Annotated in this window: 23 protein-coding genes and 1 pseudogene; 9 read left to right on the top strand and 15 right to left on the bottom strand. The window is 67.7% G+C overall.

Annotated elements, in window-relative coordinates:
* Positions 1–300 precede the first annotated feature (300 nt).
* The 5 genes from aroC to BLTE_RS12115 all read left to right on the top strand — a co-directional run bounded on the left by aroC (position 301) and on the right by BLTE_RS12115 (position 4,198).
* The gene (gene aroC / locus BLTE_RS12135) at positions 301–1,389 is read left to right on the top strand and encodes a chorismate synthase (RefSeq protein WP_126400944.1); all 1,089 of its coding nucleotides are present in this window, start codon (positions 301–303) and stop codon (positions 1,387–1,389) included.
* Positions 1,386–2,510 carry a 3,4-dihydroxy-2-butanone-4-phosphate synthase gene (gene ribB, locus BLTE_RS12130; protein ID WP_425290274.1) on the top strand — a complete coding sequence of 375 codons (1,125 nt, stop codon included), beginning with the start codon at positions 1,386–1,388 and terminating at the stop codon, positions 2,508–2,510. Before aroC ends, ribB begins: the two co-directional genes overlap by 4 nt.
* A gap of 20 nt (positions 2,511–2,530) precedes the next feature.
* Complete coding sequence (locus BLTE_RS12125) at positions 2,531–3,007, top strand: putative toxin-antitoxin system toxin component, PIN family (RefSeq protein WP_244599978.1); 477 nt, start codon at positions 2,531–2,533, stop codon at positions 3,005–3,007.
* Position 3,008: 1 nt separating this feature from the next.
* Positions 3,009–3,251 carry a toxin-antitoxin system HicB family antitoxin gene (locus tag BLTE_RS12120; protein WP_126400942.1) on the top strand — a complete coding sequence of 81 codons (243 nt, stop codon included), beginning with the start codon at positions 3,009–3,011 and terminating at the stop codon, positions 3,249–3,251.
* A 131-nt stretch (positions 3,252–3,382) separates the two neighbouring features.
* Positions 3,383–4,198: a DUF1194 domain-containing protein gene (locus BLTE_RS12115; protein WP_244599977.1), complete on the top strand. Its 816-nt coding sequence runs from the start codon at positions 3,383–3,385 to the stop codon at positions 4,196–4,198.
* A 3-nt stretch (positions 4,199–4,201) separates the two neighbouring features.
* Here the strand turns inward: BLTE_RS12115 and BLTE_RS12110 are convergent, their stop codons facing one another.
* A complete protein-coding gene (locus BLTE_RS12110; protein WP_126400940.1) occupies positions 4,202–5,449 on the bottom strand; it encodes a class I SAM-dependent RNA methyltransferase in 1,248 nt (415 codons plus the stop codon).
* Positions 5,446–6,192, bottom strand: coding sequence for a TlyA family RNA methyltransferase (locus BLTE_RS12105; RefSeq protein ID WP_126400938.1), 747 nt, complete (start codon positions 6,190–6,192; stop codon positions 5,446–5,448). Before BLTE_RS12105 ends, BLTE_RS12110 begins: the two co-directional genes overlap by 4 nt.
* Positions 6,193–6,383: 191 nt before the next feature.
* Between BLTE_RS12105 and BLTE_RS12100 the strand changes: the two genes are divergently transcribed.
* Positions 6,384–8,075 (top strand): magnesium transporter CorA family protein, encoded by a 1,692-nt coding sequence (locus BLTE_RS12100; protein ID WP_126400936.1) that lies wholly within the window; start codon positions 6,384–6,386, stop codon positions 8,073–8,075.
* Positions 8,076–8,199: 124 nt separating this feature from the next.
* On the opposite strand, the gene dxs is transcribed toward BLTE_RS12100, so the two are convergent.
* Positions 8,200–10,110 carry a 1-deoxy-D-xylulose-5-phosphate synthase gene (gene dxs / locus BLTE_RS12095; protein WP_162499894.1) on the bottom strand — a complete coding sequence of 637 codons (1,911 nt, stop codon included), beginning with the start codon at positions 10,108–10,110 and terminating at the stop codon, positions 8,200–8,202.
* A 148-nt stretch (positions 10,111–10,258) separates the two neighbouring features.
* Complete coding sequence (locus tag BLTE_RS12090; RefSeq protein WP_126400932.1) at positions 10,259–10,510, bottom strand: exodeoxyribonuclease VII small subunit; 252 nt, start codon at positions 10,508–10,510, stop codon at positions 10,259–10,261.
* 338 nt (positions 10,511–10,848) lie between these two features.
* Between BLTE_RS12090 and BLTE_RS12085 the strand changes: the two genes are divergently transcribed.
* Positions 10,849–12,159 (top strand): ammonium transporter, encoded by a 1,311-nt coding sequence (locus tag BLTE_RS12085; RefSeq protein ID WP_126400930.1) that lies wholly within the window; start codon positions 10,849–10,851, stop codon positions 12,157–12,159.
* Between the two features lie 444 nt (positions 12,160–12,603).
* On the opposite strand, the gene BLTE_RS12080 is transcribed toward BLTE_RS12085, so the two are convergent.
* The 5 genes from BLTE_RS12080 to BLTE_RS12060 all read right to left on the bottom strand — a co-directional run bounded on the left by BLTE_RS12080 (position 12,604) and on the right by BLTE_RS12060 (position 15,723).
* Positions 12,604–12,942 carry a type II toxin-antitoxin system HicB family antitoxin gene (locus tag BLTE_RS12080; protein WP_126400928.1) on the bottom strand — a complete coding sequence of 113 codons (339 nt, stop codon included), beginning with the start codon at positions 12,940–12,942 and terminating at the stop codon, positions 12,604–12,606.
* Positions 12,939–13,199, bottom strand: coding sequence for a type II toxin-antitoxin system HicA family toxin (locus BLTE_RS12075; protein WP_126400926.1), 261 nt, complete (start codon positions 13,197–13,199; stop codon positions 12,939–12,941). The genes BLTE_RS12080 and BLTE_RS12075 overlap by 4 nt, the downstream gene beginning before the upstream one ends.
* Before the next feature lie 35 nt (positions 13,200–13,234).
* Positions 13,235–14,161 carry a histone deacetylase family protein gene (locus BLTE_RS12070; protein ID WP_126400924.1) on the bottom strand — a complete coding sequence of 309 codons (927 nt, stop codon included), beginning with the start codon at positions 14,159–14,161 and terminating at the stop codon, positions 13,235–13,237.
* A 216-nt stretch (positions 14,162–14,377) separates the two neighbouring features.
* Positions 14,378–14,734 carry a DUF6665 family protein gene (locus tag BLTE_RS12065; protein ID WP_342211491.1) on the bottom strand — a complete coding sequence of 119 codons (357 nt, stop codon included), beginning with the start codon at positions 14,732–14,734 and terminating at the stop codon, positions 14,378–14,380.
* Between the two features lie 38 nt (positions 14,735–14,772).
* Positions 14,773–15,723 carry a polysaccharide deacetylase family protein gene (locus tag BLTE_RS12060; protein ID WP_425290301.1) on the bottom strand — a complete coding sequence of 317 codons (951 nt, stop codon included), beginning with the start codon at positions 15,721–15,723 and terminating at the stop codon, positions 14,773–14,775.
* A 653-nt stretch (positions 15,724–16,376) separates the two neighbouring features.
* On the opposite strand from BLTE_RS12060, the gene BLTE_RS18700 reads away from it, so the two are divergent.
* Positions 16,377–18,074 (top strand): methyl-accepting chemotaxis protein, encoded by a 1,698-nt coding sequence (locus BLTE_RS18700; protein ID WP_126400922.1) that lies wholly within the window; start codon positions 16,377–16,379, stop codon positions 18,072–18,074.
* A gap of 143 nt (positions 18,075–18,217) precedes the next feature.
* On the opposite strand, the gene BLTE_RS12050 is transcribed toward BLTE_RS18700, so the two are convergent.
* Both BLTE_RS12050 and BLTE_RS12045 read right to left on the bottom strand, forming a co-directional pair.
* Positions 18,218–18,484 carry a DUF6719 family protein gene (locus tag BLTE_RS12050; RefSeq protein ID WP_126400920.1) on the bottom strand — a complete coding sequence of 89 codons (267 nt, stop codon included), beginning with the start codon at positions 18,482–18,484 and terminating at the stop codon, positions 18,218–18,220.
* Positions 18,485–18,551: 67 nt separating this feature from the next.
* Positions 18,552–19,082, bottom strand: coding sequence for a hypothetical protein (locus BLTE_RS12045; protein ID WP_126400918.1), 531 nt, complete (start codon positions 19,080–19,082; stop codon positions 18,552–18,554).
* Between the two features lie 277 nt (positions 19,083–19,359).
* Here BLTE_RS12045 and BLTE_RS12040 point away from each other — a divergent pair, with 277 nt between their 5' ends.
* Complete coding sequence (locus BLTE_RS12040) at positions 19,360–19,710, top strand: ArsC family reductase (RefSeq protein WP_126400916.1); 351 nt, start codon at positions 19,360–19,362, stop codon at positions 19,708–19,710.
* A 27-nt stretch (positions 19,711–19,737) separates the two neighbouring features.
* Here the strand turns inward: BLTE_RS12040 and BLTE_RS12035 are convergent, their stop codons facing one another.
* From BLTE_RS12035 to BLTE_RS12020, 4 genes and pseudogenes are all read right to left on the bottom strand, one after another.
* The gene (locus BLTE_RS12035; protein WP_126400914.1) at positions 19,738–20,421 is read right to left on the bottom strand and encodes a class I SAM-dependent methyltransferase; all 684 of its coding nucleotides are present in this window, start codon (positions 20,419–20,421) and stop codon (positions 19,738–19,740) included.
* Between the two features lie 200 nt (positions 20,422–20,621).
* A pseudogene (locus BLTE_RS18595) lies at positions 20,622–20,846 on the bottom strand (DUF2442 domain-containing protein); the annotation flags it as partial.
* A gap of 462 nt (positions 20,847–21,308) precedes the next feature.
* On the bottom strand, positions 21,309–22,490 hold the full coding sequence (locus BLTE_RS12025; protein ID WP_126400910.1) for a hypothetical protein: 1,182 nt from the start codon (positions 22,488–22,490) through the stop codon (positions 21,309–21,311).
* Positions 22,491–22,578: 88 nt separating this feature from the next.
* A complete protein-coding gene (locus BLTE_RS12020; RefSeq protein WP_126400908.1) occupies positions 22,579–26,484 on the bottom strand; it encodes an adenosylcobalamin-dependent ribonucleoside-diphosphate reductase in 3,906 nt (1,301 codons plus the stop codon).
* Between the last annotated feature and the right edge of the window lie 131 nt (positions 26,485–26,615).

The following is a 26,615-nucleotide window of genomic DNA, read 5'->3' as shown; positions in this document are numbered from 1 at the left end:
CAAAGGTAGTACCTTGGACCAAGGACCCCAGCGCGCCGGTTTCCACCGCCCCGGCAGTGCTCTATAGAGGGATGTCGCTGTCCGGCCGTGCGGGCCGGAAACCGTATCAAAAGGGCCGGCGCGCCGGTCGGACACAGCCCGACTGGTGGATGCCCTGATACGAAATCCGGCCGATCAGGCCGGAGTTTCGTAGTCCGATCACCGAAAACCCCGTTATCGAACAAGGGGTTTTCGGCGAGACCGTTCCCGGTATCCCGAAGGGATCAACCGGAAACCGTATGAAGCCCCGGCATTTCGCGAATGTCCTTCAACACCTACGGCCATCTGTTCCGCGTCACCACCTTCGGCGAGAGCCACGGGCCGGCGATCGGCTGCGTCATCGACGGCTGTCCGCCGCGCATCGCGCTCTCGGCCGCCGACATCCAGGCCGACCTCGACCGCCGCCGCCCCGGCCAGAGCCGCTTCACCACCCAGCGGCGCGAGCCCGACACGGTGAGGATCCTGTCCGGCACCTATGTCGACCCGGCCGACGGCATCGAGCGCACCACCGGCACGCCGATCGCGCTGATGATCGAGAATGTCGACCAGCGCTCGAAGGACTATTCCGACATCGCGCTGAAGTACCGGCCGGGCCACGCCGACTTCACCTATGACGCCAAATACGGCATCCGCGATCCGCGCGGCGGCGGCCGCTCCTCGGCGCGCGAGACCGCCTGCCGCGTCGCGGCCGGGGCGGTGGCGCGCAAGGTGGTGCCGTTCGTCACCATTCGCGGTGCGCTGATCCAGGTCGGCCCGCACGCCATCGACCGCGCCCGCTGGGACTGGGAGGAGACGGCCAAGAACCCGTTCTTCTGCCCGGACGCCGAGACCGCCCAGCGCTGGGAGGCCTATCTCGACGGCATCCGCAGTGCCGGCTCCTCGATCGGCGCCATCGTCGAGGTGGTGGCGGAGGGCGTTCCGGTCGGCCTCGGCGCGCCGCTCTACGGCAAGCTCGATTCCGACATCGCCAGCGCGATGATGAGCATCAACGCGGTCAAGGGCGTCGAGATCGGCGCCGGCTTCGCGGCGGCGGCGCTTACCGGCGAGGACAACGCCGACGAGATGCGCATGGGCCGTGACGGCGCGCCGCAGTTCCTGTCCAACAATGCCGGCGGCATTCTCGGCGGCATTTCCACCGGCCAGCCGGTGGTGGTGCGCTTCGCGGTCAAGCCGACCTCGTCGATCCTGACGCCGCGCCGCACCATCGACCGCGACGGCAATGACACCGAAATCCTCACCAAGGGACGGCACGACCCCTGCGTCGGCATCCGTGCCGTCCCGGTGGGCGAGGCGATGATGGCGGCCGTGCTCGCCGACCATTATCTGCGACATAGAGGACAGACCGGATGAGCCGCGTTCGACTGGAGGGGGAGGCCGCCATGACCGACAGCCAGGAGCGGGTGCGTACCGCGATCGATGCGTTCCGCACCGGGGCGATCGTCGTGGTCACCGACGATGACGACCGCGAGAACGAGGGCGACCTCATCGTCGCCGCTTCGCAGTGCACGCCGGAGAAGATGGCCTTCATCATCCGCCATACCTCGGGCATCGTCTGCGCGCCGCTCACCGCCGCCGACGCCCGGCGGCTGAATCTGGAGCCGATGGTGGCGCGCAACGACGCCCCGCTCGGCACCGCCTTCACCGTCTCGATCGACGCCCGCCACGGCGTCACCACCGGCATCTCGGCCGAGGAGCGCGCCACCACCGTGCGCGCGCTCGCCAACGGCAATATGGGCGCCGGCGATTTCGTGCGGCCCGGCCACATCTTCCCGCTGATCGCCCGCGAGGGCGGCGTGCTGATGCGCTCGGGCCACACCGAGGCGGCGGTCGATCTGTGCCGGCTCGCCGGCCTGCCGCCGGTCGGCGTCATCGGCGAATTGATGAACGACGACGGCACGGTGATGCGCGGCGACGAGATCAAGGCATTCGCCGAGCGCCACGGCCTCACCCGCCTCGCGGTGGCCGACCTGATCGCCTGGCGCCAGCGCCGCGACAAGCTTGTGCGCCGCATGGCCGAGTTCCCGGTCGAGACCGCCCATGGCCGCGCCACCGGCTTCAGCTACTGGACGCCATTCGACAATGTCGAGCATCTGGCGCTGGTGTTCGGCGACATCGGCGACGGCCGCGACGTGCTGGTGCGGCTGCACCGCGAGCAGATCCTGCGCGACGTGTTCGGCGCCGACCGCTCGCTCGACCGGGCGCTGGAGCGTATCGCCAGGCTCGGCCGCGGCGTGCTGGTGTATCTGCGCGAGGGCACGGCCGGCGTGCCGCACGAGACGCTGGCGCCAAGCGGGACGGAGGAGTCCGAATCCGCCCGCAAGCGCGAGGAGCAGTGGCGCGAGATCGGCCTGGGGGCGCAGATCCTCAAGGATCTCGGGCTGGTGTCGATCCGCCTCCTGGCCTCCAAGTCGCGCACCTATGTCGGCGTCGCCGGTTTCGACATCGAGATCCTGGCCACCGAGCTGGTGTGAGGCGAGACGGCGGGATCGACTTGCCGCAGTGGTTGCAGGAGACACCTGTTCATCATATTGTATATGATATGCGAGTTGTCCTGGATACCAGCGCATTTGTCGCTGCGATCCGAAGTCCGCACGGGGCGTCGGCGGAGCTGCTGCGCCGGGCGGTGACAGGGCGGCTGACATTGCTCGCCAGCGTGGCCTTATTCGCCGAATACGAAGCCGTTGCCACTCGGAGCGAGCATCTGATTGCTGCGGGCGCAACCGAGGCAGATATCAGGAATACTCTCGACGTGCTTGCCGGTTGGATTGAGCCTGTCGAGATCTTCTTTCTGTGGCGGCCTCGATTGCGCGATCCGGACGACGATATGGTTTTGGAGACAGCAGTGAACGGCCGGGCAACCATGATTGCGACGTTCAATGTCGCCGATTTCGGCGCCGCAGCGTCGGAGTTCGGTATGGAAATCGCCCGTCCGGGCACTGTCCTCGCCCGCCTGCGAGAGGAGACCTGACATGGCCTCGAGCAATTACGCTTTGCGCCTGCCGGCTTCGCTGAAGGCGATCGCCGCCGAGATCGCGCGCGCCGATGGCACGACGCTCAACCAGTTCATCGTCTCGGCGGTGGCCGAGAAAGTCGCTGCGCTTAAAACCGCCGACTATTTTGCCGAGCGGGCGGCGCGCGGCGACCGGGCTGCATTCGATCGCTTCATGAACCGCACCGGTGGTGAGCCGCCGCGCGACGGCGACGAAGCCTGAACCGCTGCACCGTCATTCGCATCCCGGCCCTGTCCGCGCGAATTCGTGATCGCCGGACCGCCTGACGGCGGCACGGCTTGCCGCCACACTGGCGGGGACGCGGCTCCTCCGCGTCTCGCTGGAGGCCGGTCGTGACGAACCCCCGTCGTCCGTGGCCGCCGCTTCTCGCCCTGGCCGCGCTCGGCGCCCTGTTGGCGGTGCCGGCGCGCGCCGATGTCGAGATCGCGGTGGATGTCGAGCTGATCCTCGCCGTCGATATCTCCTATTCGATGGACGAGGACGAGCAGCGCCTCCAGCGCGACGGCTATGCCCAGGCGCTGGTGTCCGGCGAGTTTCTCGACGCGGTGAAGGCTGGCCCCAGCGGCCGCATCGCCATCGCCTATGTCGAATGGGCCGGCGCGTTCGAGCAGCAGACGGTGCTCGACTGGTCCCTGCTCGACGGGCCGCAGAGCGCCCGGGACATTGCGGAGAAGATCACGCGGATCCCGCTCCGGCGCGCCTTCCGCACCTCGATCTCCGGCGCCATCGCCTATGCCGAGCTGATGTTCGACGGCAACGGCTATCGCGGCCTGCGCCGGGTGATCGACATTTCCGGCGATGGCGCCAACAATCAGGGCGAGCCGGTCACCAGCGCCCGCGACCGCGTGCTGAAGGACGGCATCGTCATCAACGGCCTGCCGCTGCAGCTCAAGCGGCCGAACGCGGCGATGATGGATGTCGCCGACCTCGACCTCTATTACGAGGACTGCGTCATCGGCGGTCCCGGCGCCTTCGTCGTGCCGGTGCGCGCGCCCGAGCAGTTCGCCGAGGCGATCCGCCGCAAGCTGGTGATGGAGGTCGCAGGCATCTCGCCGGCCATGCCGCCGGTGATCCGGGCCTCGATGTCCGCGCCGCGGGTCGACTGCGCCATCGGCGAGCGGATGTGGCGCGAGCGCATGCACAATTGACGGCTACCGCTCGAACCGCGCCACCACCTCGACATGCGGCGAATAGAGGAACTGGTCGACCGGCACCACGCGCACCAGCCGGTAGCCGGCCGCCACCAATAGCGCCGCGTCGCGGGCGAAGGTGGAGGGGTTGCACGACACCGCGACGATCGCCGGCACGCGGCTCGCCGCCAGCCGCTTGGCCTGCGCCTCGGCGCCCTGGCGCGGCGGGTCGAACACCACGGCGCGGAAACCATCCAGTTCGCGCTCGATCAGCGGTCGGCGGAACAGGTCGCGCGCCTCGGCGGCGACCGGCTTCAGCCCCTGCGTGGCGCGCGCGGCGGCCTGGAGCGCGGCGATCGCCGCCGCATCGCCGTCGATGGCGGAGACCCGCACGGTTTCGGCCAGCCGCAGCGCGAAGGTGCCGACGCCGGCGAACAGGTCGAGCACGCCGGCCTTGGCCGGCAGCTTGCCGATCATCTCGCTCACCAGCGCCGCCAGCGTCGTCTCGGCCGCCGCGGTCGCCTGCAGGAAGGCGCCCGGCGGCAGCTCGACGGAGGCGCGGCCGATGACCACCACCGGCGGCCGGCGTCGAACGATCAGCTCGCCGTGCAGCGTCAGGCGGGCGAGATCCTGCTCGTCGGCGAGGCGCACCAGATCCTGCCGGCGGCGCTCGGCGATCGGCCCGGCGCCGCGAATGTCGATGTCGAGGCCGCCCTCGGTGGCGGTGACCTGCAGGTCGAGCGGCTTGTCGGTGAACACCAGGGCCTCGGCCAGCGCCCAGCATGCCTTGAGCGCCCGATCGAGCGCCGGGTCGAGAATCGGGCAGGCCGAGATCGGCACCACGCGGTGGGCGCGCGCCGCCATGAAGCCGACCGCCAGCACGTCGTGGGTGGTGTGACGGGCGTGGAAGGTGGCGCGCCGCCGGCCGCGCCCGTGCGCCGGCACGAGGTCTTCAACCTCCGCCTCGAGGCCGGCATCGGCCAGCGCCGAGACCACGAGGTGCCGCTTGAACGCGCGATAGGCCGGCTCGGCCACGTGCTGCAGCGCGCAGCCGCCGCACACCCCGAAATGCGGGCAGGGCGGCGCCACGCGGTCGGCGCTGGGCTGGAGCACGGCAACCAGCTCGGCGCGGTCCTTGCCCGGCACTGGGCTCACCTCCACCACCTCGCCGGGCAGGGTGAAGGGTACGTAGAGCGGCCCGGCGGCGGTCTCGGCGCAGCCGTCGCCGCGATGGCCGAGGGAGGCGATGGTAAAGGTTTCTGTGGTCATGTGTGCGCCAGGAACTGTGCGGCCATCAGGAATTCGCGGTTGCCGTCGCCGCCTTCGATCGGCGAGGGGATGACGCCCTCGACCGTCCAGCCCAGCGCGCGCGCGGCATCCGCCACCTTGTCGCACACCTCGGCATGGATTGCCGGCTCGCGCACCACGCCTTTCTTCACCCGCTCGCGGCCGGCCTCGAACTGCGGCTTGATCAGCGCCGCCAGCCGCGTGCCCGGCCCCGCCACCGATGTTGCCGCCGGCAGCACCAGCGTGAGCGCGATGAAGGCGACGTCGATGACGATGAGAGCGGGCGGCGCGCCGAGACGCTCGAGCGTGACCTCGCGCGCATCCACGCCCTCGTGGGAGACGACGCGCGGGTCGGCGGCGATCTTGGGGTGAAGCTGGCCGTGGCCGACATCGACGGCGTGGACGCGCGCCGCGCCGCGGGCGAGCAGGACATCGGTGAAGCCGCCGGTCGAGGCGCCGAGATCGAGGCAGACGAGGCCGCGGGGATCGATGGCGAAGGCGTCGAGCGCGTGGGCGAGCTTGACCCCGCCGCGCGACACCCACGGGTGCGGCGCCGCGGCGATGATCTCGGCATCGGGCGCGATGGTGTCGGAGGGGCGCGCCAGCACCACGCCGTCGGCGCGGACCAGCCCGGCCTCGATGGCGGCGCGGGCGCGGGCGCGGCTGTCGAACAGGCCGCGCTCCACCAGCACGACATCGGCGCGGCGGCGGGGTTTGCCCGTCATCACGCCGCCACCCGCGCGGTGGAAAAGGCCCAGGAGCATTCTCCGCAAAAGTGGGAACCGGTTTTGCGGTAGAGAATGCGACCACGCGGACGTCTGGAGCGTCCGCCCGGTTCCATCGGATTGGCGGACGCTCCAGAATTTGCTGAAGCTTCGCAATCATCCCGAATGCGGGACGGGCAGGGGGGCCGCCCATGGCGCAGACGACCGTAACCGCGGCGGAGTCCGGCCCGCCGATCGTGCGTCAGTTCCGCCAGATCCTGATCTGGCCGCTGCAGCTGATGCCGCTGAAGGAGGACGCGAAGGTCCGCACCCATTGGGAGCTTCTGGAGACGCTCCAGGGCGCTGGCGCGAACGGCGCGGCCGCGCCGCTCTGGCAGGCGCTCACCGACGAGTTTCCGGACGATCCCGCCGCCTTCCAGGAGCGGCACTACCGCGAGTTCGTGACTTTCCTGCCGCATGCCCAGCGCTTCCTCTATGGCGAGCGCGCCGCGCGCACCGGGCGCCTGTCCTATGGCGACTCGCCGATCAAGATCTACCGCCGCGACGACATCCGCGAGGTGCGGGTGACGCTCACGGCCGGGGCGGTGCCGCTGACGCTGCAGATCGCCCACGTCGACCTCTATTTCTTCTTCGACGTCGATGTCGTCATGCTGGTGTTCGAGATGCACGGTAACGACATTCCGCTGGTCGCCGCCCAGGATCTCATCCACCGCTTCGGCCGCGCCTACCCCTCCGGCTGGGGTGCCGGCGGCGAGGGCACCAACTGCCCGGCCAAGGTGGAATGGCTCGGCGCCGAGGGCCGTGTGCTGGCGGCCTCCGACTACGAGGACCGCGCCAAGTTCACCGCCTCGGTGTGTCGGTCGATCGCCCCGGCCATCGCCGCCCATTGGGAGTTCCTGCTTGAGCCGCTGCGGCTGAACCACGCCGAGCCGGCCGGGCCGCTGCGCTACCGCCAGCTCGAGCACTACCGCATGCCGATGATGGTCTATCTGGCGGTCGACGCTCCAAGCCGCCTGACCCGCGCCGATTATGTGCGGCTCGGGCTGGTGGTGCCGGCCTTCAACCGCACCGGCCTGCCCTATTCCGAGAGCTTCCTGCGCGATTTCGAGACGCGTTACTGCTACGACCGCTACCACGACCCCGCCCGCAGCGGCGACTGGGTGGATACCCGCATCATCTGCACCGGCCACACGCTGGTGGCGATCGGCGATGCCGGCCAGAGCGTCTACACCGATCCCGACCGCGGCTTCCTGGCCCAGTTCCGCCACCAGATTTTCCTGGTCGGCCTGATCGCCCATTTCCACCGCGCCGCGCTGCTGATGATGGCCGACCGGCTGGTCAGCATCATCACCCGGCTCGACATCCACATGCCCGAGACGGTGCGGGCGTTCCGCCGCGACATCCGCGAGATGCAGGAGGTGTTCCTGCGCTTCTCGCACCGCTACTGGTTCTCGGAGGTGTCGGATCAGGCGATGGTGCGCGACCTGTTCCGCCTGTGGTCGGAGCACCTGACGCTGAAGAGCCTCTATGCCGGCCTGCGCGACGAGATCGGCGACATGAGCCACTATCTCGATTCCGACATGCTGCGCCGCCAGTCGGCGACCATCGTGCGGCTGACGGTGGTGACCATGCTGTCGATCCTCGGCACGGTGTCGACCGGCTTCCTCGGCATGAACCTGTTCGCCATGGCCGACCAGCCCACCGCGTTCCAGCTTTCGGTCTTCTTCCTGGTGCTCACCAGCACCACGCTGCTCACCTATGTGGTGCTGCGCCGCTCGCAGCCGCTGTCGGAGTTCCTCGACGTGGTGTCGGACACCCGCGCCGGGCTCGGCCGGCAATTCGCGGCGCTCTTGGCGGTGTTCTGGTCGAAGCAGATGAAGTGACGAAACGTCGTCCCGGGGAAGCAGCGAAGCTGCGCGACCCGGGACCGTCATCAGGACAGGCACGAAGCCTCGGGACGGTCCCGGCTCGCCGCTGCGCGGCGTCCGGGACGACGAGGCGGATGGATCACGCCCGGCGGGCGGCGTCCGTGAGGTCGCGGCCCAGCACCTCGAACACCTTGGCGACGATGCTGCGGGCGTCGAGCCCGGCCTGGGCGTACTGGCGCTCGATGGTGTCGTGGTCCTGGAAGGCGTCGGGCAGCGTCAGCGCCCGCACCCGCAGCGAGCCGTCGAGCAGGCTGTCGTCGGCCAGCGCGTGCAGCACGAACGAGCCGAAGCCGCCGATTGCGCCTTCCTCGACCGTCAGCAGCACCTCGTGGTTGAGGGCGAGTTGGCGCACCAGCTCGTGGTCGAGCGGCTTGGCGAAGCGGGCGTCGGCGACCGTGGTGGAGAGGCCGTAGCGCTCCAGCTCCTCGGCCGCGGCGAGGCATTCGCCGAGGCGCGCGCCAAGCGACAGCAGCGCGATCTTGGTGCCCTCGCGCACGATCCGGCCCTTGCCGATCGGAAGCGGCATCCCGGCCTCGGGCAGCGGAATGCCGAGGCCGTCGGCGCGCGGATAGCGCACCGCGCTCGGCCCGTCGTCATGGGCAGCGGCGGTGGCGACCATGTGGACGAGCTCGGCCTCGTCGGCCGGGGCCATCACCACCATGCCTGGCAGCACGCCCATATAGGCGACGTCGAACGCGCCGGCATGGGTGGCGCCGTCGGCGCCGACCAGCCCCGCGCGGTCGATGGCGAAGCGCACCGGCAGCTTCTGGATGGCGACGTCGTGGACCACCTGATCGTAGGCGCGCTGCAGGAAGGTGGAATAGATGGCGCAGAACGGCTTCATGCCGTCGGCGGCCATGCCGGCGGCGAAGGTCACCGCGTGCTGCTCGGCGATGCCGACATCGAAGCAGCGCTTGGGATGCGCCTTGGCGAACAGATCGAGCCCGGTGCCGCTCGGCATGGCGGCGGTGATCGCCACGATCTTGGGATCGCGGTCGGCCTCCTTGATCAGCGCCTCGGCGAACACCTTGGTGTAGGAGGGCGCGGCCGGCTTGGACTTGGCCTGGGAGCCGGTGGCGATGTCGAACTTGACCACGCCGTGATACTTGTCGGCCGAGGATTCCGCCGGCCCGTAGCCCTTGCCCTTCTGCGTCACCACGTGCAGCAGCACCGGGCCGACGCCGGCATCGCGCACATTCTTCAGCACCGGCAGGATGTGGTCGAGGTCGTGGCCGTTGATCGGCCCGACATAATAGAAGCCCAGCTCCTCGAAGAGCGTGCCCCCCATCAGGAAGCCGCGGGCATGCTCCACCGCGCGGGTGATGGTGCGGTCGATGGTGCGGCCGAAGCGGCGCGACAGCTGCTTGCCGATGTCGCGCAGCGACAGGTAGGTCTTGCCCGACAGCAGCCGCGACAGATAGGACGACATGGCGCCGACCGAGGGCGAGATCGACATGTCGTTGTCGTTCAGCACCACGATCAGGCGCGAATCCATGGCGCCGGCATTGTTGAGCGCTTCATAGGCCATGCCGCCGGACATCGAGCCGTCGCCGATCACCGCGATGACGTTGTTGGCCTCGCCCTTGAGGTCGCGCGCCACCGCGAAGCCGAGCGCCGCCGACACGGAGGTCGAGGTGTGGCCGGCGCCGAACGGGTCGTAGGCGCTCTCCGAACGCTTGGTGAAGCCGGACAGGCCCCCGCCCTGGCGCAGCGTCGGCAGCCGGTCGCGCCGGCCGGTCAGCATCTTGTGGGGATAGGCCTGATGGCCGACGTCCCAGATCAGCTTGTCGTAGGGCGTGTCGAACACATAGTGCAGCGCCACGGTGAGCTCGACCACGCCGAGCCCGGCGCCGAGATGGCCGCCGGTCTGCGAGACCACCTCGATCATCTCCTCGCGGAGTTCGCGGGCGAGCTCGGGCAGTTGATCTTCGGTCAACTGACGCAGGTCGGCCGGAGTGCGGATACGATCGAGCAAAGGGGTTTTCGACACGGGGACACCAGAAACCACAAGCGGACCAAGCCGGTTCGGCGCGGGAGACTTAGCGGTCCGGAGGGGCGGGCGCAATGCGGGCAGGCCCACACCGGACACGGACCCGACGCATGGAGGGCGTCAAATTGGGCGTCATCACGCCCGGCCCTCACTCCGGATCGAGCGGCGCGGTGCCGGTGGGCTTGCCGTCGGCGCTGAGGGTGATGCGCTCGATGCGCGCCTCGGCCTCGGCGAGCAGCTGGCCGCAGCGGGCCTTCAGCGCCTCGCCGCGCTCGTAGATGGCGATCGATTCCTCCAGCGGCACATCGCCGCGCTCCAGCCGGCCGACGATCTTTTCCAGTTCGTCCAGCGCCTTCTCGAACGACAGGGCGGCGACATCGGCATTGGCGGCTGCGGTCACGGGCGCCTCCTCGGAGCATTTTCCGCAAAAGTGGGACCCGCTTTTGCGAGAGAAAATGCGACAACTCAAGGGCTTCGGATCGTCCGCCTGACGCCGTCAGGTCGGGCGCCCAAGCTGCGGAAGGGGCGAGTGATAGCCGGTGGCGCGGAAAGCGGCAACGGTCACCGCATGGTCAAAATTGCCCAATCGGTAGGCGTAAGCGCGGCCGGCTTCTTGCATACGAAGCGTTCATCTGCCTCCCAGATGAACAAAGGATGCCAGTCTTGTCAGCGCTTTACGCCAGATACCACACGGCGACGCCTTCTGCGGAGGCGGGTGCCGGTGAAGTTGTGGGCGGAATGCCCACAAAAACATCAATCCTCCGTCATCGCCTTGGCTTCACCGCCGCGCTCGCGCTTGCCGGCGTCTTCGCCGCCGGGCCGGCCTTCGCCGAGTCGGGCGACGCAGCCGGCCATGTCGCCTGGATCCTCACCTCGTCGGTGCTCGTGCTGTTCATGACGCTGCCGGGGCTGGCGCTGTTCTATGGCGGGCTGCTCCACGCCAAGAACCTGCTCTCGATCATGATGCAGTGCTTCGCGATCTGCTGCGTCGTGTCGCTGCTGTGGGTGGCGGTGGGCTACAGCCTCGCCTTCGACGGCGACGGCGCGCTGATCGGTGGCCTTCACCGCATGTTCCTGGCCGGCGCCTCGGGCACCTTCGGCACCACGCCGCTGCCGGAGACCGCCTTCGCGCTGTTCCAGATGACGTTTGCCGTCATCACCCCGGCGCTGATCGTCGGCGCCTTTGCCGAGCGGGTGAACTTCGCCTTCGTCATCGCCTTCAGCGCGCTGTGGCTGCTCGGCGTCTATGTGCCGGTGGCGCACTGGATGTGGGGCGGCGGCTGGCTCGCGGCGATGGGCGCGCTCGATTTCGCCGGCGGCATCGTCGTCCACACCACGGCCGGCGTCTCGGCGCTGGTGCTGGCCATCATGGTCGGCCGCCGCCGCGGCTTCCCGCACGGCCTGACGCCGCCGCACAGCCCCGGCCTTACCATGACCGGCGCCGGCATGCTGTGGGTCGGCTGGTTCGGCTTCAATGGCGGCAGCGCGCTGGCCGCCGACGGCGCCGCGGCCTCGGCGATCGTCGCCACCCACCTCGCGGCCTCCGCCGGCGCCATGACCTGGATCGTCGCCGAATGGATGAAGGCCGGCAAGCCGACCTCGATCGGCATCGCCACCGGCTGCATCGCCGGCCTCGCCACCATCACGCCGATGGCCGGCTTCGTCGGCCCGGCTGGGGCGATGCTGGTGGGCTTCGCCGCCGGCCTCGTCTGCTACGCCGCGACGCTGTTCGTCAAACACCGCCTCGAGATCGACGATTCGCTCGACGTCTTCGCCGTGCATGGCTGCGGCGGCATGCTGGGCTCGATCCTGCTGCCGGTGTTCGCGCTCACCGCCTTCGGCGGCACCGGCGCCAGCGACGGCAAGCTGTTCGGCATGCTGGGGCTGCAGGCGCTGGCGGTGCTGGTGACGCTGGTGTGGTCGGCCTTGGCGACGGTGGTCATCGCCTGGCTGCTCGGCTTCGTCACGCCGCTGCGGGTCGGCGCCGAGGAGGAATATGCCGGCCTCGACCTCGCCACCCATGGCGAGCGCGCCTACGAGAACGCCTGAGCGGACATTGCTCCATCCGGTGGGGGCCGGCCGCCGCGCCGGCCCCTTCGCATGGGGCCGGGGATTTGGGAGCGGCGGACGGAATAGAGAAAGAAAATTCCGCGATTTTCGTTGCCGCTTCATGCTTCGGCGCAATACGCTCGCGCTATTGCGCCCTACGAGCTTCCGATCTTCGAAATCTTGGTATCGTCTTCGGTGAACGTAGGGCGGAATAGCGCAGCGTATTCCGCCATTTCTGCCGCCGCGCCTCGCTGCCTCCTTCGGCGCAAGACGCTTCGCTATTTCAGCCCTACGGACTGCCTTCGGCGCAAGACGCTTGCGCTATTGCGCCCGACGGACCGATCGTCACGCCCCCATCAGCGTCATGACATGGGCGGCGGTAGAGCGGGCGGGGCCTTCGAGGTCGTCGCCGCCCTCCAGGATGGAGACCAGCCGGCCGCGCGATCATGAGCGGGAGTCGACCGCCCGTTGCAGCGCCGCCGTCACCCACCGGTTCAAGCTGACCCCGGCGTGCCGTGCGGCCGATGCCGCGGCGCGGTGGAGGCTCGGTTCGGTGCGCACCAAGAACTGGCCGGAGTACGGCTTCTCCGGCTCCTCGCCGCGCGCCCGGCAGAAGGCCCGATAGTCTTCGACGGAATCTGCGAACGCCTGCTTCAGCTCGTCCACCGAGCGCCCCTGAAACGTGATCACATCGCGCAGGTTCAGCACCTCGCCGTGGAAGATCGAGGCGTCCTCGTCGTATTCGACCGCCGCCTCATATCCTTCGTGCCGCATCACGCTCATGGCCGGATCTCTGCTTCTGTCAGAAAGCGCCGCACCGATTTCACCGCTCCCTTGTCGGTGTCCTTGCGAGGATGCGGCCGGTGGAACACCGCACGCACGCCGTTCAGAGCGACGCGAACCCGTGAGCCCTGCCCTTCGCTGATCTGCGCACCGCACGCGACGAACAGCGCCTCGATGTCGCGCCACGCAATCCCGGCGCGCACCGGCTCGGCAAACACCGCTTCGAGGGGCGCGCGGTGGGTCGCACTCAAGGCCATATGGTAACAGTCTTCAGTATCGCAACAAGTTCCCGTCACGCCCCCATCAAGGTCATGACATGCGCGGCGGTGGAGCGGGCGAGGCCTTCGAGGTCGTAGCCTCCCTCCAGGATGGAGACCAGCCGGCCGCCGCAGCTCTGGTCGGCGATCTCCATCAGCCGCTTGGTCACCCAGGCGAAATCGGCCTCGATCAGGTTGATGTTGGCCAGCGGGTCGCGCACATGCGCGTCGAACCCGGCCGAGATCACCACGAGGTCGGGCGAGAAGGCCTTCAGCCGCGGGAAGATGATGCCCTCATAGGCCGAGCGGAACTCGGGCCCGCCGTCGCCGGCCGCCAGCGGCACGTTGACGATGTTGCCGACGCCGGTCTCGCTGGCGGCGCCGGTGCCGGGATAGAGCGGCATCTCGTGCGTCGAGCAGTACATCACCGAGGGGTCGGTCCAGAAGATCTCCTGGGTGCCGTTGCCGTGGTGGACGTCGAAATCGACGATGGCCACCCGCTCGGCGCCGTGGGCGAACTGGGCGTAGCGGGCGGCGACGGCGGAATTGTTGATGAAGCAGAAGCCCATCGGCTTCAAGCTCTCGGCGTGGTGGCCGGGCGGGCGGACGGCGACGAAGGCGTTGCTCACCTTGCGCGTCATCACCTCGTCGACCGCGATCACCGAGCCGCCGGCGGCCAGCCGCGCCGCCTGCCACGTGCCCGGCGACATCGAGGTGTCGCTGTCGAGCTGCACCATGCCCTCCTCGGGCGAGGCCTCCTGCAGCCGATCGAGATAGTGGCTCGGATGGACGCGGGCGACGATGTCGAGGTCGACCGGCGTCGCCTGCTCGCGGGCCAGCACCTGGAAGCGCTCATGCTCCAGAATGCGCTCGACCACCCGCAGCCGGTCGGCGCGCTCGGGGTGGCCGAGCGGGGTCATGTGGTTCAGGCACAGGGGGTTGGACACCAGCAAGGTGGACATGAACCGGACCGTGCCTCCCGTACGCTTCTGGTTTTGTCAGTTATCGCACCCCACTTGTTGCGGGGCCATCTATTGTTATGGTCCGCCGGGTGGGCTTGGCATCCCCGTACTTCGTCGGGGGGCCGACACGGACATGTCATCGCTCCCGCGCCGCAACGGACGGATCGGGTGGCGAGACCGTGTCCGGTATCGCGAAGGGATCACCCGGAAACCGTATCACGCCCCGCGCGGCCCCATGCGGTCGGCGACCTCGGCCGGCACCGCATAGTCGCGCAGCAAAGCGGAAAAGCTGCACAGGCCCACCGCCTCGCGCTGCACCGCCAGCATCCACAGCGCCTCGGCCGCCTCGGCGACCAGCGCCGGCCGGCTACCATTGCCGTCCGGACCGGCAGCGGTGGCGGCATCGCGAGGGGCGGCATCGAACGCAGCGAGTGCCGCCAGCGCCGCCTCCAGCCGCCGCCCCATGCGGCCGAGCGAAGCGGCCTTCTCCTGGGCGATCTCGTAGTCGAGGCCGGGACTGCCCGAAAAGCGTCCCAGCCCGCTTGTCATGGCCGCGACCGGCTTGACCGGCATCGGCGCCTCCCGGTCCCAACAGGCCGCCTGCCCGGCGATCAGTAGCCGTCGATCGTCCGCACCACCGAGGAGGTCGGCTTGCCGGTGCCGCCGGCCGAGGCCGGCCCCTTGATCTCCTTGGCCACTTCGGCGTCGTACTCGGGCAGGGTCTGGAGCTGCTCCTTGGCCGTGAGGTGCACCACCCGGTAGCCGCCGGCCTTGAGGGCGTCGAGCAGCATCGGCATGGCCTTGCCGGTCACCGCCTGGAAGTCGTGCATCAGGATGATGCCCTTGCCGGTCTTCTGCAGCTTGGACATCACGGTCTTAACCATGGCCTCCGGCTTCTTGGTCTTGAAGTCGAAGGAGTCGACGTCGCACGAGAACACCGCCATGTTGCGCTCGCCGACATAGGCCAGCATCTCCGGCGGATGGCGCAGCGCCGGGAAGCGGAAGAACGGCGTCTCGGGCGCGCCGCCGAGCGCCAGCTTGACCGCGCTCGCCCCCTTCTCGATCTCGGCCTTGCCGTCGACAGCCTTCTTGCTCAGGTCGGCGTGCGACCAGGTGTGCGAGCCGACGGTGTGGCCCTGCGCCGCCACCTGCCGCAGGATTTCCGGATGCCAGGAGGCGTGCTTGCCGATCGGGAAGAAGGTCGCCTTGGTGCAGTGATTGGCGAGGGCGGCGAGCACGGCCGGCGTGTTGCGCGGCCACGGCCCGTCGTCGAAGGTCAGCACCACCTCGCCGGGCCGCAGGAAGTCATAGGCCTTGAAGTGCTCGAAGCCGAAGCCCGGCCCGCCGGTGGTGTCGATCTCGACAGTGCGCGACACGCCGAGCGCATTCGGGTTGCCCGGGCAGTTGACCGCCGCGCTCGCCGCCGGCACCGCCTCCAGGGTCGGGGCGGGCTCCGCCGCGGCGGCCGGGGCCGCGGGCGGCTTGGCGAGCAGGGCCGGGGCGCCCGACCCGCGCACCGCGGGCTGGGTGGCGGTCGGCCCGCCGCTGGACTCGGCCGGCATCAGGGCCGGCGCGCTCGGGCCGCGCACCACCGGCGCGGTCTGGGCGGCGGCGTCGGGGGAAGGCTGGACCATCGCCAGCATGGCTGCCGCCGTTGCTGCCAAGAGCACGCGGCGTCGCGGCATTGAAACGAGCATGAATTGCCTCCACGGGGCCGCGGCGACGGCGCCTCTGTCCGCTCGCCGGCCGGGAACCGATCGCAGGAAGGGTAGCGCGGCTGCCGGCGAGAACAAGCCATTTCAACGGCCGCCACACGCTCTTCGCTGCGGGCACCCTGCAACCGAACAAAAATGCACCAGGAACGTCGATTCGGCAAAGATTTCGGGGCCGACACAGAGGGCAGGCGCCCTGCGCATGACCCGGACAGCCCGATGATTCTCCGCCTCTCGCCGGAGCGCTCGGGCCGGCGCGGCAGTCCTTGCGGTGGGATCGGCCTGGGCACCCTCTGTTCAGGTCAGCGATTCAACGGCCTTTCGACCTGGATAACCTCTTGAAGTAACGGAAACAGCGCGCGTATTTCTGGCCGGGTAAGAGACTGTTTGCCGGCAAGGGTCAATTTCACGCCACCAATGATGCCGAGTTCGCCCGGCCGGAATGACGTAGCGTCGTTCGGTCAGGGTTGGATTTCGGAGGCTGTGAAAGAGGCTCGCGGGACATGCGCCGGTTTTCCCAATCCATCGTCGTTCGTCTTCAGGTGCTGTTTGCCGCGCTGGCATTCGCCGCCCTGGCGCTGTCGGGCGCCGTCCTGTGGGCCAATTATCAGGACGAACGCGTGATCGCCGAACTTGATGGTTTGCGCTCGAATTCGGCGCGGATCGAGAAGATCAACGGTCTCGTGTTCGCGGTGGTGATGGAGTCGCGCGGCGTCTACATGGCCGACCGTCCCGAGCAGCTCGATCGCTTCGCCAAGTCGCTGGAATCCTATCTCGGCCAGATGGCCAAGGTGGTCGGCGAATGGGAGGCGGACATCGCCGAGCAGGACCGGGCGGCCTTCGCCACCTTCAAGCAGCAGTATGAGATCTTCGCCAGGCTGCGGTCCGATCTGGTCAAGGCCGGCCGCGAGCACGGCAGCGCCGCCGCCCGCGAGATCGGCGACAACGACGCCAACCGGACCACCCGCCAGGCCTTCAACAAGGCGGTCGATGCGCTGGCCGCCACCTATGCCGCCCGCGCCGACGCCCTGTTCGAGCGCAACGCCGCCGACATGCGGGCCCGCCTGCTGGTGGTGAGCGGCGTGCTGGCGCTGGTTCTGACCGGTGTGTGCGCCGGCATCTGGACCATCGTGCGCGGCGTCGGCCGGCCGATATCGGCGCTCACAAGCGCCATGCAGCGGCTCGCCGCCGGCGACACGTCGCTCGACATCCCCGCGCGCGAACGCACCGACGAGATGGGCCGCATGGCCCAGGCGGTGGAGGTGTTCAAGCACAATGCCATCGAGCGCGCGCGGCTGGAGCGGGAAGCGTCCGCCGAGCAGCAGGCCAAGGACCTGCGCGCCCGCCATGTCGAGGCCGCAGTGACGGAATTCCAGGGTTCGATGGCGCGGGTGCTGAGCGTTGTCGAGGCGAGCGCCGGCACCATGCAGGCCACCGCGCGCACGCTGGCCGGCGTCGCCGGCGAAGCCGCGAGCCGGGTCGGCGCGGTCGATCAGGCTTCGCAGGACACCGCCTCCGGCGTGCAGACCGTGGCGGCGGCGACGGAAGAGCTCTCCGCCTCGATCCAGGAGATTTCCCGCCAGGTGTCGACCGCCGCCGATACGGTGCGGCGTGTCGCTGCGGCCAGTGAGGCGTCGGCGCAGCAGATCGAGGCGTTGGCCTCGGCCGGCGAGCGCATCGGCGCCGTGGTCGATCTGATCCAGGCGATCGCCGCCCAGACCAATCTGCTGGCGCTCAACGCCACCATCGAGGCTGCCCGCGCCGGCGAGGCCGGGCGCGGCTTTGCCGTCGTGGCCCAGGAAGTGAAGAATCTGGCCGGTCAGACCGCCAAGGCCACCGACGAGATCGCCCAGCAGGTCGCCGGCATCCAGACGTCGACCAAGGGCGCGGTTGGGACCATTCGCGAGATTGCGGTGACGCTGCAGGAGATCGACCGCACCACGGCGGCCATCGCCGGCGCCGTCGAGCAGCAGGGCGCGGCAACCCGCGAGATCACCCAGAATGTGCAGACCGCCGCCCGCGGCACCGAGACGGTGTCGGACAATGTCGGCGACGTGGCGAGCGCCATCCACGAAACCACCCGCTCGGCCGATGCGGTGCTGGCCTCCGCCGACGAACTCGCCCGCGAGGCCGCCCACCTCTCGGCCGAGGTGACGCGCTTCCTGTCCGCCCTGGCAGAGGACGGCCGCCGCGCAGCCTGATGCGAACGGCCCCGGACGCTGACGCGTGGGGCCGTCGACACTCGCGGATTTTCTTTTCGGAAATCAGAGATTTCGCGAAAATCCGCGACCGGAACCAGCGGCCCGCCTTCGCGGCCGCTGGCAGGGCCGGCCGGCGCCGCTGCTCAGCGCTTGACGCAGCGGCGCACCCGCGGGCCGCCATCGGGGTACGACTTGGTGTCGCCGCTCTTGCGGCTGTTCACCACCACCTCGCGGATCTCCCCGGCCTTGCACACCCCGTCGTCGACCAGCACGCGCTGGCCGACGCGCAGGGTGCCGAGCGCCGGCTCGGTGGAGAAGAGGCGCGGCGCCGCTGAGGCCGGTGCCGTGATCAGGACGATGGCCGCGAGGCCGGCGGCGAGTGCGGGCAGGGCAGACGGAATCGATCGCATGCGGACAGGGAGCCGCAGCGTGCCCGCGATGTCAAACGCCCACGGGCCACCGGCGCCGGCCTTCGTCTCAGGCGATCGCGCCCACGATGCTGTCGGCCGTGACGCCGGCCCCCCGCACCACGACCTGATCGCCGTCGTCGAAGGTGATGATGGCCTCATCCGTTGCGCCGTCCGCCACCGTGTAGGTCTGGCCGCCGGTTACGATCTCGTCCTCGGCGAGGCTGAAATTGACGATGGTGTCGATCTCGTCCGGAGAATCCGGCCCCTCGACCACATTGAACACGAACGTATCCTGGCCGGCGCCGCCGTCGAACGTGTTGTTGCCGGTGCCGTCGATGATCCGGTCATTGCCGCCGCGGGTGCATACGATGTAGTTCCCGGTGGCGCACGAGAAGTCGAACGTATCGGCGGAGTTGCTGCCGATCACCTTGGCATCGAGATTGCCGGTGATGTCGGCGTCGATGGCCTTCCGGCTGTTGATCTCGAATGTGAGGCCGTCTTTCCCATACTTGCTGGACATGCTGACGGAGCCGTCCGCCGTTCCGGCGATCCGGAAGACTTCGCCGTTGAAGGACGTCTTGCTGGAAAACGAAGCCATGGCCTTCCTCCTGCTGCAGGACGAACCGAAAACGCGACAGACTGGACACGGAACCTGAGACGACGCGCGCGCCGGGCGGAAGGTTCCACTTGTGGGTGAGGTAACCGGCTACGATAAGCGCGCTGATCGCCGCGCCCGGGATCGCGCCGCGAGACCTGCGTGGGCCGTGAGACTTGGCTTGGGCCGTGAGACTTGGCGTGGATCGCGGCCCTCCCTCGCCTCAGCGCGCCGGACGCTCTATCAGGGCAGTCATCGGCAAGCGGCAGGGGAGGCGCCAATGTCCGTCACCATCTACGGCATCAAGGCCTGCGACACGATGAAGAAGGCGCGCGCCTGGCTGGAGGCGCACGGCGTCGCCCACACGTTTCATGACTACAGGAGCGCCGGCATCGAGCCGGCGCAGCTTGCGGCGTGGGCGCGGCAGGTGGGCTGGGAAACGTTGCTCAACCGCGCCGGCACCACGTTCCGCAAGCTGCCCGAGGACGCCAAGGCCGGCCTCACCGAGGCCAAGGCGCTGGCGCTGATGGCGGCGCAGCCGGCGATGATCAAGCGCCCGGTGCTGGAGGTGGACGGCCGGCTGGTGGTGGGCTTCAAGCCCGAACTCTACGCCGGCACATTCGGCGGGTAGGGTGCGGGGAGCGCCAGGGCGCGCGGCTCACCGGACGGCGCTGCGCCGGGGCTCGATGCGGCACAGGACCTGGAGCGGGAAGCCGTCGAGCAGGGTCTTGCCGAGGAACGACACCGAGGCGCAATGCGAATTGCAGTAGTCGTCCAGCGCCAGCAGCTCCTGCCCCGTGAACTCGTCGAATATCGCCATGTAGCCGATGCCGAGCGAGTCGATCTTCGACAGCGCATAGAGCGTCGAGGTATAGAGATCGGCGTCGTAATGCACGATCAGCGACCCGAGGTCGCGGCCCTGAAGCCGCGCCGCCAGCTCGTCCCACGAGTCCTGGAACCATCCCTTGATGAAGCTCACGCGGGCGTCGCCGATCGCCGGCACCGCGCCGTTGGTGCTGAACGTGCCCTTCGGGGCCGGCCCCCAGTCCTCGGGCAGCCCCTCGAAACTGTCCAGGCCGATGAATTCGGAGTCCGGGTTCGGGTGCCGCCGGGCGAAATAGCCGATCGAATACCCTTCGTGGACGCCGAATTCGACGAAGGTCACCTTGCGGTTCGCCACCGTGTCGAGACCATGGTCCCAGAGTTGCTCCCGGGTCTCGAACGTCGGGATCGACGCGATCTCGGCGAACCTCGTCTTGAGGATGGCATAGGGCAGCAGGCGGCGATACGTGCCGGCACCGACCGTCGCGGCCATGCGCTTCAGCAATGTCTTTCCGACCATTTGTCGTGTCCGATGGCGTGATGAACGATGCTCGCCCGGCCCGGAAGCTGTAGGCGATTTGTGTTACCGTTCTGCAACCCCTCGATTGCGGATCCTGGACTGCCGCAGCCGCCGTCGCGGCCGGGACGACGAGCGGGGAGAGGGTGCCGGTCGTCCCCGGCGAGCGCGGCCCGCGCGGGGGAGGGGGGCACGCCGGCCGTCGTCGTGCCGGCACGTCCGGCCAGCAGGCCGGCGACCGAGATATCCTCGTCGAGCACATCCCAATGCAGCCCGTTTCGGCTGATCTCGACCTCGGCGCGCTGCTCGCGGGACGCATGAAGCAGCCGTGGGAACCATGCCAGCGGCACGCCGAGCGTGCGTCCGTCCGACAACTCGACCCACATCATCCCGGCGTCGAACCGTACGTTGATTGGCGAGACGGTCATGGGCGCTCCAGCCTCATCGAACGGGATTGAGTGTGCGGCGCAGGATGGATGCCGTGCAAGACGCCATCGCGCCGACACCGCGTCGCCGTCCGGTCCCAATCGTGTCTCCCGGCCCGGCGCGGTCTTGGGTTCCCTTCCCGACCGCCTGCGGCGGTCGCCGGGAACGACCGGTCCGGTTCCGGCATCATTGCGTCGGCCGGTGCGGGCGAGCGGCGCGCGCGGTCGTCCCCGGCGAGCAGGGCGAACCACGCCGCGGTCGTCCCCGGCGAGCGCGGCATCAGCCGCGCGAGGGAAGGGGACCCAGACCGGCCGTCGTCGTGTCGTCACGGATCTCGTCGCTCTGTAGGGCGCAATCGCGTCAGCGTATTGCGCCGGCCCAGCTGGGCGCCGCCACGTAAATGGCGGAATACGCTTCGCTATTCCGCCCCACGATTGCTATGATTCATTGTTCCGAAAATTCGCCTATAAATTGAGCAGATTTATTCTCTTATCAATTATTCTGTCTGGAAATAGATTGATGCGCCTTAAAAATGAGCCTGTTCGTGAATCGCATCGGAGCTTGTCAACATAAGGTATATATACGGAATGCATGAAGTCCGCAAAGTCGCTTGCTTTTCCGACTATTATTTTATCTTTTCCTGACATAAAAGAAGAATAATTTGCTTCAATTAAAGATATGATGTTCTCAAGAAACAAATTAATAATTATATTAAATCCATGGCATTGGCTGATGAAGTTAAAAGCTTCGGTCTCGGTGAGGCTAAGGGCGCCATCGGTTTGAGAGAGGAGAGCCGACGAGAAAAAATCTGATTGTTTGATAATGTTACGAATGAATGGTCTGATTGGTGCGCGGGTATCATTTGCAGCGATAAGCGACGGTCGCAGTTTTGAAATAATATCTATCTGATGATTTTGCCATTTTTCACCGTGATCACGGACGAGTTCATATAGTTGTTTGCTAACGGACGGCATGTGTTGTAGAGATGAAACGAGTCTCTTTGCGTCATTGGCGATTAATAGCAAATGATATGCAATATGTTTTTGATCTGCGTCTCCTACGAGCCAGTCAATGAGTAATTTCTTTGGGAGAACGTCAAATGGATATGTCAGTTTGACATTGTCTATCTTGCCAGCAAATAGCTGTCGCCATTTATTTCGGCCAGAGCTGCTTTCAAAGTTAAATGTTGATTGAATTTTTCGCCTGTCACGCCTAGGGAGATGAGCTATCTCCTTTTCAAATAAGCTCAAAATATGCTGGCGATGTTCGATAAGCGAGGGGTTTATGCTGCAAACGCCTAAGAATTTATCTCTTGGGGCCAATATGGATGACGCGCAATTTTGCATTTTGATTCCATTATTCAAATTGCTTATTTCCATCGACATTATTTCCGATGGAACTAATAACAAGTTATCGCCGCAAAGCTCGGAAATTAGGCTGGCGCGTCCAATAGACAGTTCATTTGCGTGAGATCCCTCGGGGATTATCTCGCAGATGTGGACTGGAGAATAGAATAAAGTTATTGAATTGTTATAAATTCCTTCGCGTAGGAAGTTGAGAGTGTCTCCGTCGAGAGGTTTGCGTAGCGCCGACGGAAGGGATAGATCTGAAAAGTCGGAACTATCTAAGTATAAATTCAAAGTCATCCCATCTTTCCGGCGAAGACTTAGGAGATGAGGGTGAGCCGCTGTAGGTAAGGTCTGTCGCCCACAGCGGCCGGCGGTTGCTCGCCCCTCAACTGCACCCCGTCGTTCCGCCGCACGTGTCGCACTTCATGCAGGTGCCGTTGCGCACCAGCGTGAAGTTGCCGCATTCGGGGCAGGCTTCGCCCTCATAGCCGCGCGCCTTGGCCTCGGCCCGCCGGTCGGCCAGCACGGCCTTGCCCTCGGCCGCTCCGGTCTCGCGTGCACCCGCCTCCTTGACGCCGGTCTTGGCGTCGCGCGCCCGCGGCGTGCCGGACGCCTCGCCCTCGGTTCGCTCCGACGCCTCGGCCTCGCCGATGCCGAGATCGGCGTCCTCGTGGTCGTCGAGACTGGGCTTCAGGGCGGTGGCGCCCACCGTCTTCAGCATCGCCACCGTGCCGGTGCCGCCGCGCGGGGTTTCGCCCTTCGGCACGACGAGAAGATTCTGCGTGCGGCCGCGCACCAGCCCCTTCGAGACCACGCGCGAGGCCGGGGCCGGCGTCGGCCCCTTGCCTTCGGCCACGCCCGCGCCCAGCGCATCGAACGAGGCGTCGGGCTGCACGTGGCCGAGGTCGTAGCGGCCGAGATAGGACACCGCCAATTCGCGGAACACGTAGTCGAGGATCGAGGTGGCGTACTTGACGATGTCGTTGCCCTGCACCGGGCCCGCCGGCTCGAAGCGGGTGAAGGTGAAGGCATCGACATATTCGTCGAGCGGCACGCCGTATTGCAGGCCGAGCGAGATGGCGATGGCGAAATTGTTGAGGAGCGAGCGCAGCGCCGCGCCCTCCTTGTGCATGTCGATGAAGATCTCGCCGAGCCGCCCGTCCTCGTATTCGCCGGTGCGCAGATAGACCTTGTGGCCGCCGACGATGGCCTTCTGGGTGTAGCCCTTGCGGCGGTCGGGCAGCTTCTCGCGCTCGCGCACCTTCTGGACCTGCACCTGCACCTTCTCGACCACGCGCTCGACGATGCGCTCGGCGACCTGGGCCGCGCGCGCCGCCGAGGGCTTCTCCAGCAGCGCCTCGATGTCGTCCTCGTCGGCATCGTCGGCGATGAGCTGGGCCGACAGCGGCTGCGACAGCTTCGAGCCGTCGCGGTAGAGCGCATTCGCCTTCAGGCCGAGCCGCCACGACAGCATGTAGGCGCTCTTGCAGTCCTCCACCGTCGCGTCGTTCGGCATGTTGATGGTTTTGGAGATCGCGCCCGAGATGAAGGGCTGCGACGCAGCCATCATGCGGATGTGGCTCTCCACCGACAGATAGCGCTTGCCGATGCGCCCGCACGGATTGGCGCAGTCGAACACCGGATAGTGCGCCTCCTTCAGGTGCGGCGCGCCCTCCACCGTCATCGCGCCGCAGACGTGCAGGTTCGCCGCCTCGATCTCGCGCTTGCCGAAGCCGAGCGCGCTGAGCAGATCGAAGCCCGGTGCATCGAGCGCCTCATGCGGAATGCCGAGCGTGTCGGTGCAGAACGCCTCGCCCAGCGTCCATTTGTTGAAGGCGAACTTGATGTCGAACGCGCCCTTCACGGCGGCCTCGACCTTCTCGATCGCCTCCGGCGTGAAGCCGCGCTGGGCCAGCGTCACCGGGTTGATGCCCGGCGCCTGCTTCAGCGAGCCGTGGCCGACGGCGTAGGCCTCGATCTCGGCGATCTCGGCCTCCGAATAGCCGAGCTGGCGCAGCGCGGTCGGCACCGCGCGGTTGATGATCTTGAAGTAGCCGCCGCCGGCGAGCTTCTTGAACTTCACCAGCGCGAAATCGGGCTCGATGCCGGTGGTGTCGCAATCCATGACGAGGCCGATGGTGCCGGTCGGCGCGATCACCGACACCTGCGCATTGCGATAGCCGTGCGCCTCGCCCAGCACCACCGCGCGGTCCCAGGCGCGCTTGGCGTGGTCGATCAGCCGCGGGTCGGGGCAGGCGGCGTGGTCGAGCGGCACGGGGATGATCGACAGGCCCTCATAGCCCTCGCGGAAGCCATGGGCGGCGCGGCGGTGATTGCGCATCACCCGCAGCATGGCCTCGGCGTTGCGGCCATAGCCGGGGAAGGCGCCGAGGAAGGACGCCATCTCCGCCGAAGTGGCATAGGCGACGCCGGTCATGATGGCGCTGAGCGCGCCGGCGATCGCCCGGCCTTCGTCGGAATCGTAGGGGATCGCCGACGACATCAGGAGCCCGCCGATATTGGCGAAGCCGAGCCCCAGCGTGCGGTACTCGTAGGAGCGCTCGGCGATCTCCTTCGACGGGAACTGCGCCATCAGCACCGAGATTTCGAGCACGACGGTCCACAGCTTGATGGCGTGCTCGTAGGACTCGACGTCGAAGCGGGCAGTGCGGCTGCCGTGACCCTCCCCGGAAAGGGGAGGGTCGGACCGCAGGTCCGGGGAGGGGTCGACCCCCACCCGGCTCGCGTCGCTCGCCGACCTCCCCCTTGCCGGGGGAGGTGTCGGGGCGTCCTTCTCCAGGAAGGCGAGCAGGTTCAGCGAGGCGAGATTGCACGCCGTGTCGTCGAGGAACATGTATTCCGAGCACGGGTTCGAGGCCCGGATCGGTCCGTCGGCGGGGCAGGTGTGCCAGTCATTGATGGTGGTGTGGAACTGCAGGCCGGGATCGGCGCAGGCCCACGCGGCGTAGCCGATCTTGTCCCACAGCTCGCGCGCCTTGCGCGTCTTGGCGATGCCGGGCTGGTTGCGCCAGGTGAGGTTCCACGAGCCGTCGTGCTCGACCGCGTGCAGGAACTCGTCGGTGACGCGCACCGAATTGTTGGAGTTCTGGCCGGCGACGGTGAGATACGCCTCGCCGTCCCAATCGGTGTCGAACACCGGGAAATCGATGTCGGTGAAGCCCTGGCGCGCATACTGGATGATGCGCTTGATCAGATTGTCCGGCACGCCGGCCCGGCGCGCCAGCCGGATCTCGCGCTTCAGCGCCGGGTTCTTGTCGGGCTCGAAGCAGTCGCCATTGTCGCCCTCGCAATTGACGCAGGCCTTCAGCACCGCCTTGAGGTGCTTGTGGCAGGCGCGCGAGCCGGCGACGAGGGCCGCGACCTTCTCCTCCTCCTTCACCTTCCAGTCGATATAGGCCTCGATGTCGGGGTGATCGATGTCGACCACCACCATCTTGGCGGCGCGGCGCGTGGTGCCGCCGGACTTGATGGCGCCGGCCGCGCGGTCGCCGATCTTGAGGAAGCTCATCAGGCCGGACGAGCGGCCGCCACCCGACAGCTTCTCGCCCTCGCCGCGCAGCCGCGAGAAGTTGGAGCCGGTGCCCGAGCCGTACTTGAACAGCCGTGCCTCGCGCACCCACAGATCCATGATGCCGCCCTCATTGACGAGGTCGTCGGCGATCGACTGGATGAAGCAGGCGTGCGGCTGCGGGTGCTCGTAGGCGGTCTTGGACTTGGTGAGCTTGCCGGTCTCGAAATCGACGTAGTAGTGGCCCTGGCTCGGCCCGTCGATGCCGTAGGCCCAGTGCAGGCCGGTGTTGAACCATTGCGGCGAGTTCGGCGCCACCATCTGCATCGCCAGCATGTAGCGGTGCTCGTCGAAGAAGGCGCGGGCGTCGTCCTCCGAATCGAAATAGCCGCCCTTCCAGCCCCAATAGGTCCAGGTGCCGGCGAGCCGGTCGAACACCTCGGTCGCCTTGGTCTCGCCGACGCTGCGCTGGTTCTCGGGAAGCGCCTTCAGCGCCGCGGCATCTGCGGTCTTGCGCCACAGCCAGGAGGGGACGGTGCTCTCCTCGACCGGCTTCAGCTTCGCCGGCACGCCCGCTTTGCGGAAATACTTCTGGGCGAGCACGTCGGCGGCGACCTGCGACCAGCCCTCGGGCACCTCGATGCCCTCCAGCCGGAACACCACCGAGCCGTCGGGATTGCGAATCTCGCTCACCGTGGTCCGGAACGCGATGTCCGCATAGGGCGACAGGCCCGCTTTGGTGTAACGCCGCTCGATCCGCATCGCTCTCGTCCTCTTCGGCCGGCGCCGGGGCGCCTGCTCTCGCAAATCCCAACGTCCGGCGCCGCAGGGTTGAACGGCACCGGCAGGCATGGGCGCGCCGCGTCTTCGTCCCGTCCGTCCTCATCGACGGT

The organism is Blastochloris tepida, from assembly GCF_003966715.1.
In the GTDB taxonomy this organism is placed as follows: Bacteria; Pseudomonadota; Alphaproteobacteria; order Rhizobiales; family Xanthobacteraceae; genus Blastochloris; species Blastochloris tepida.
Note: the sequence above shows the minus strand (reverse complement) of the source record. Positions and strands in the feature narration are given on the sequence as shown.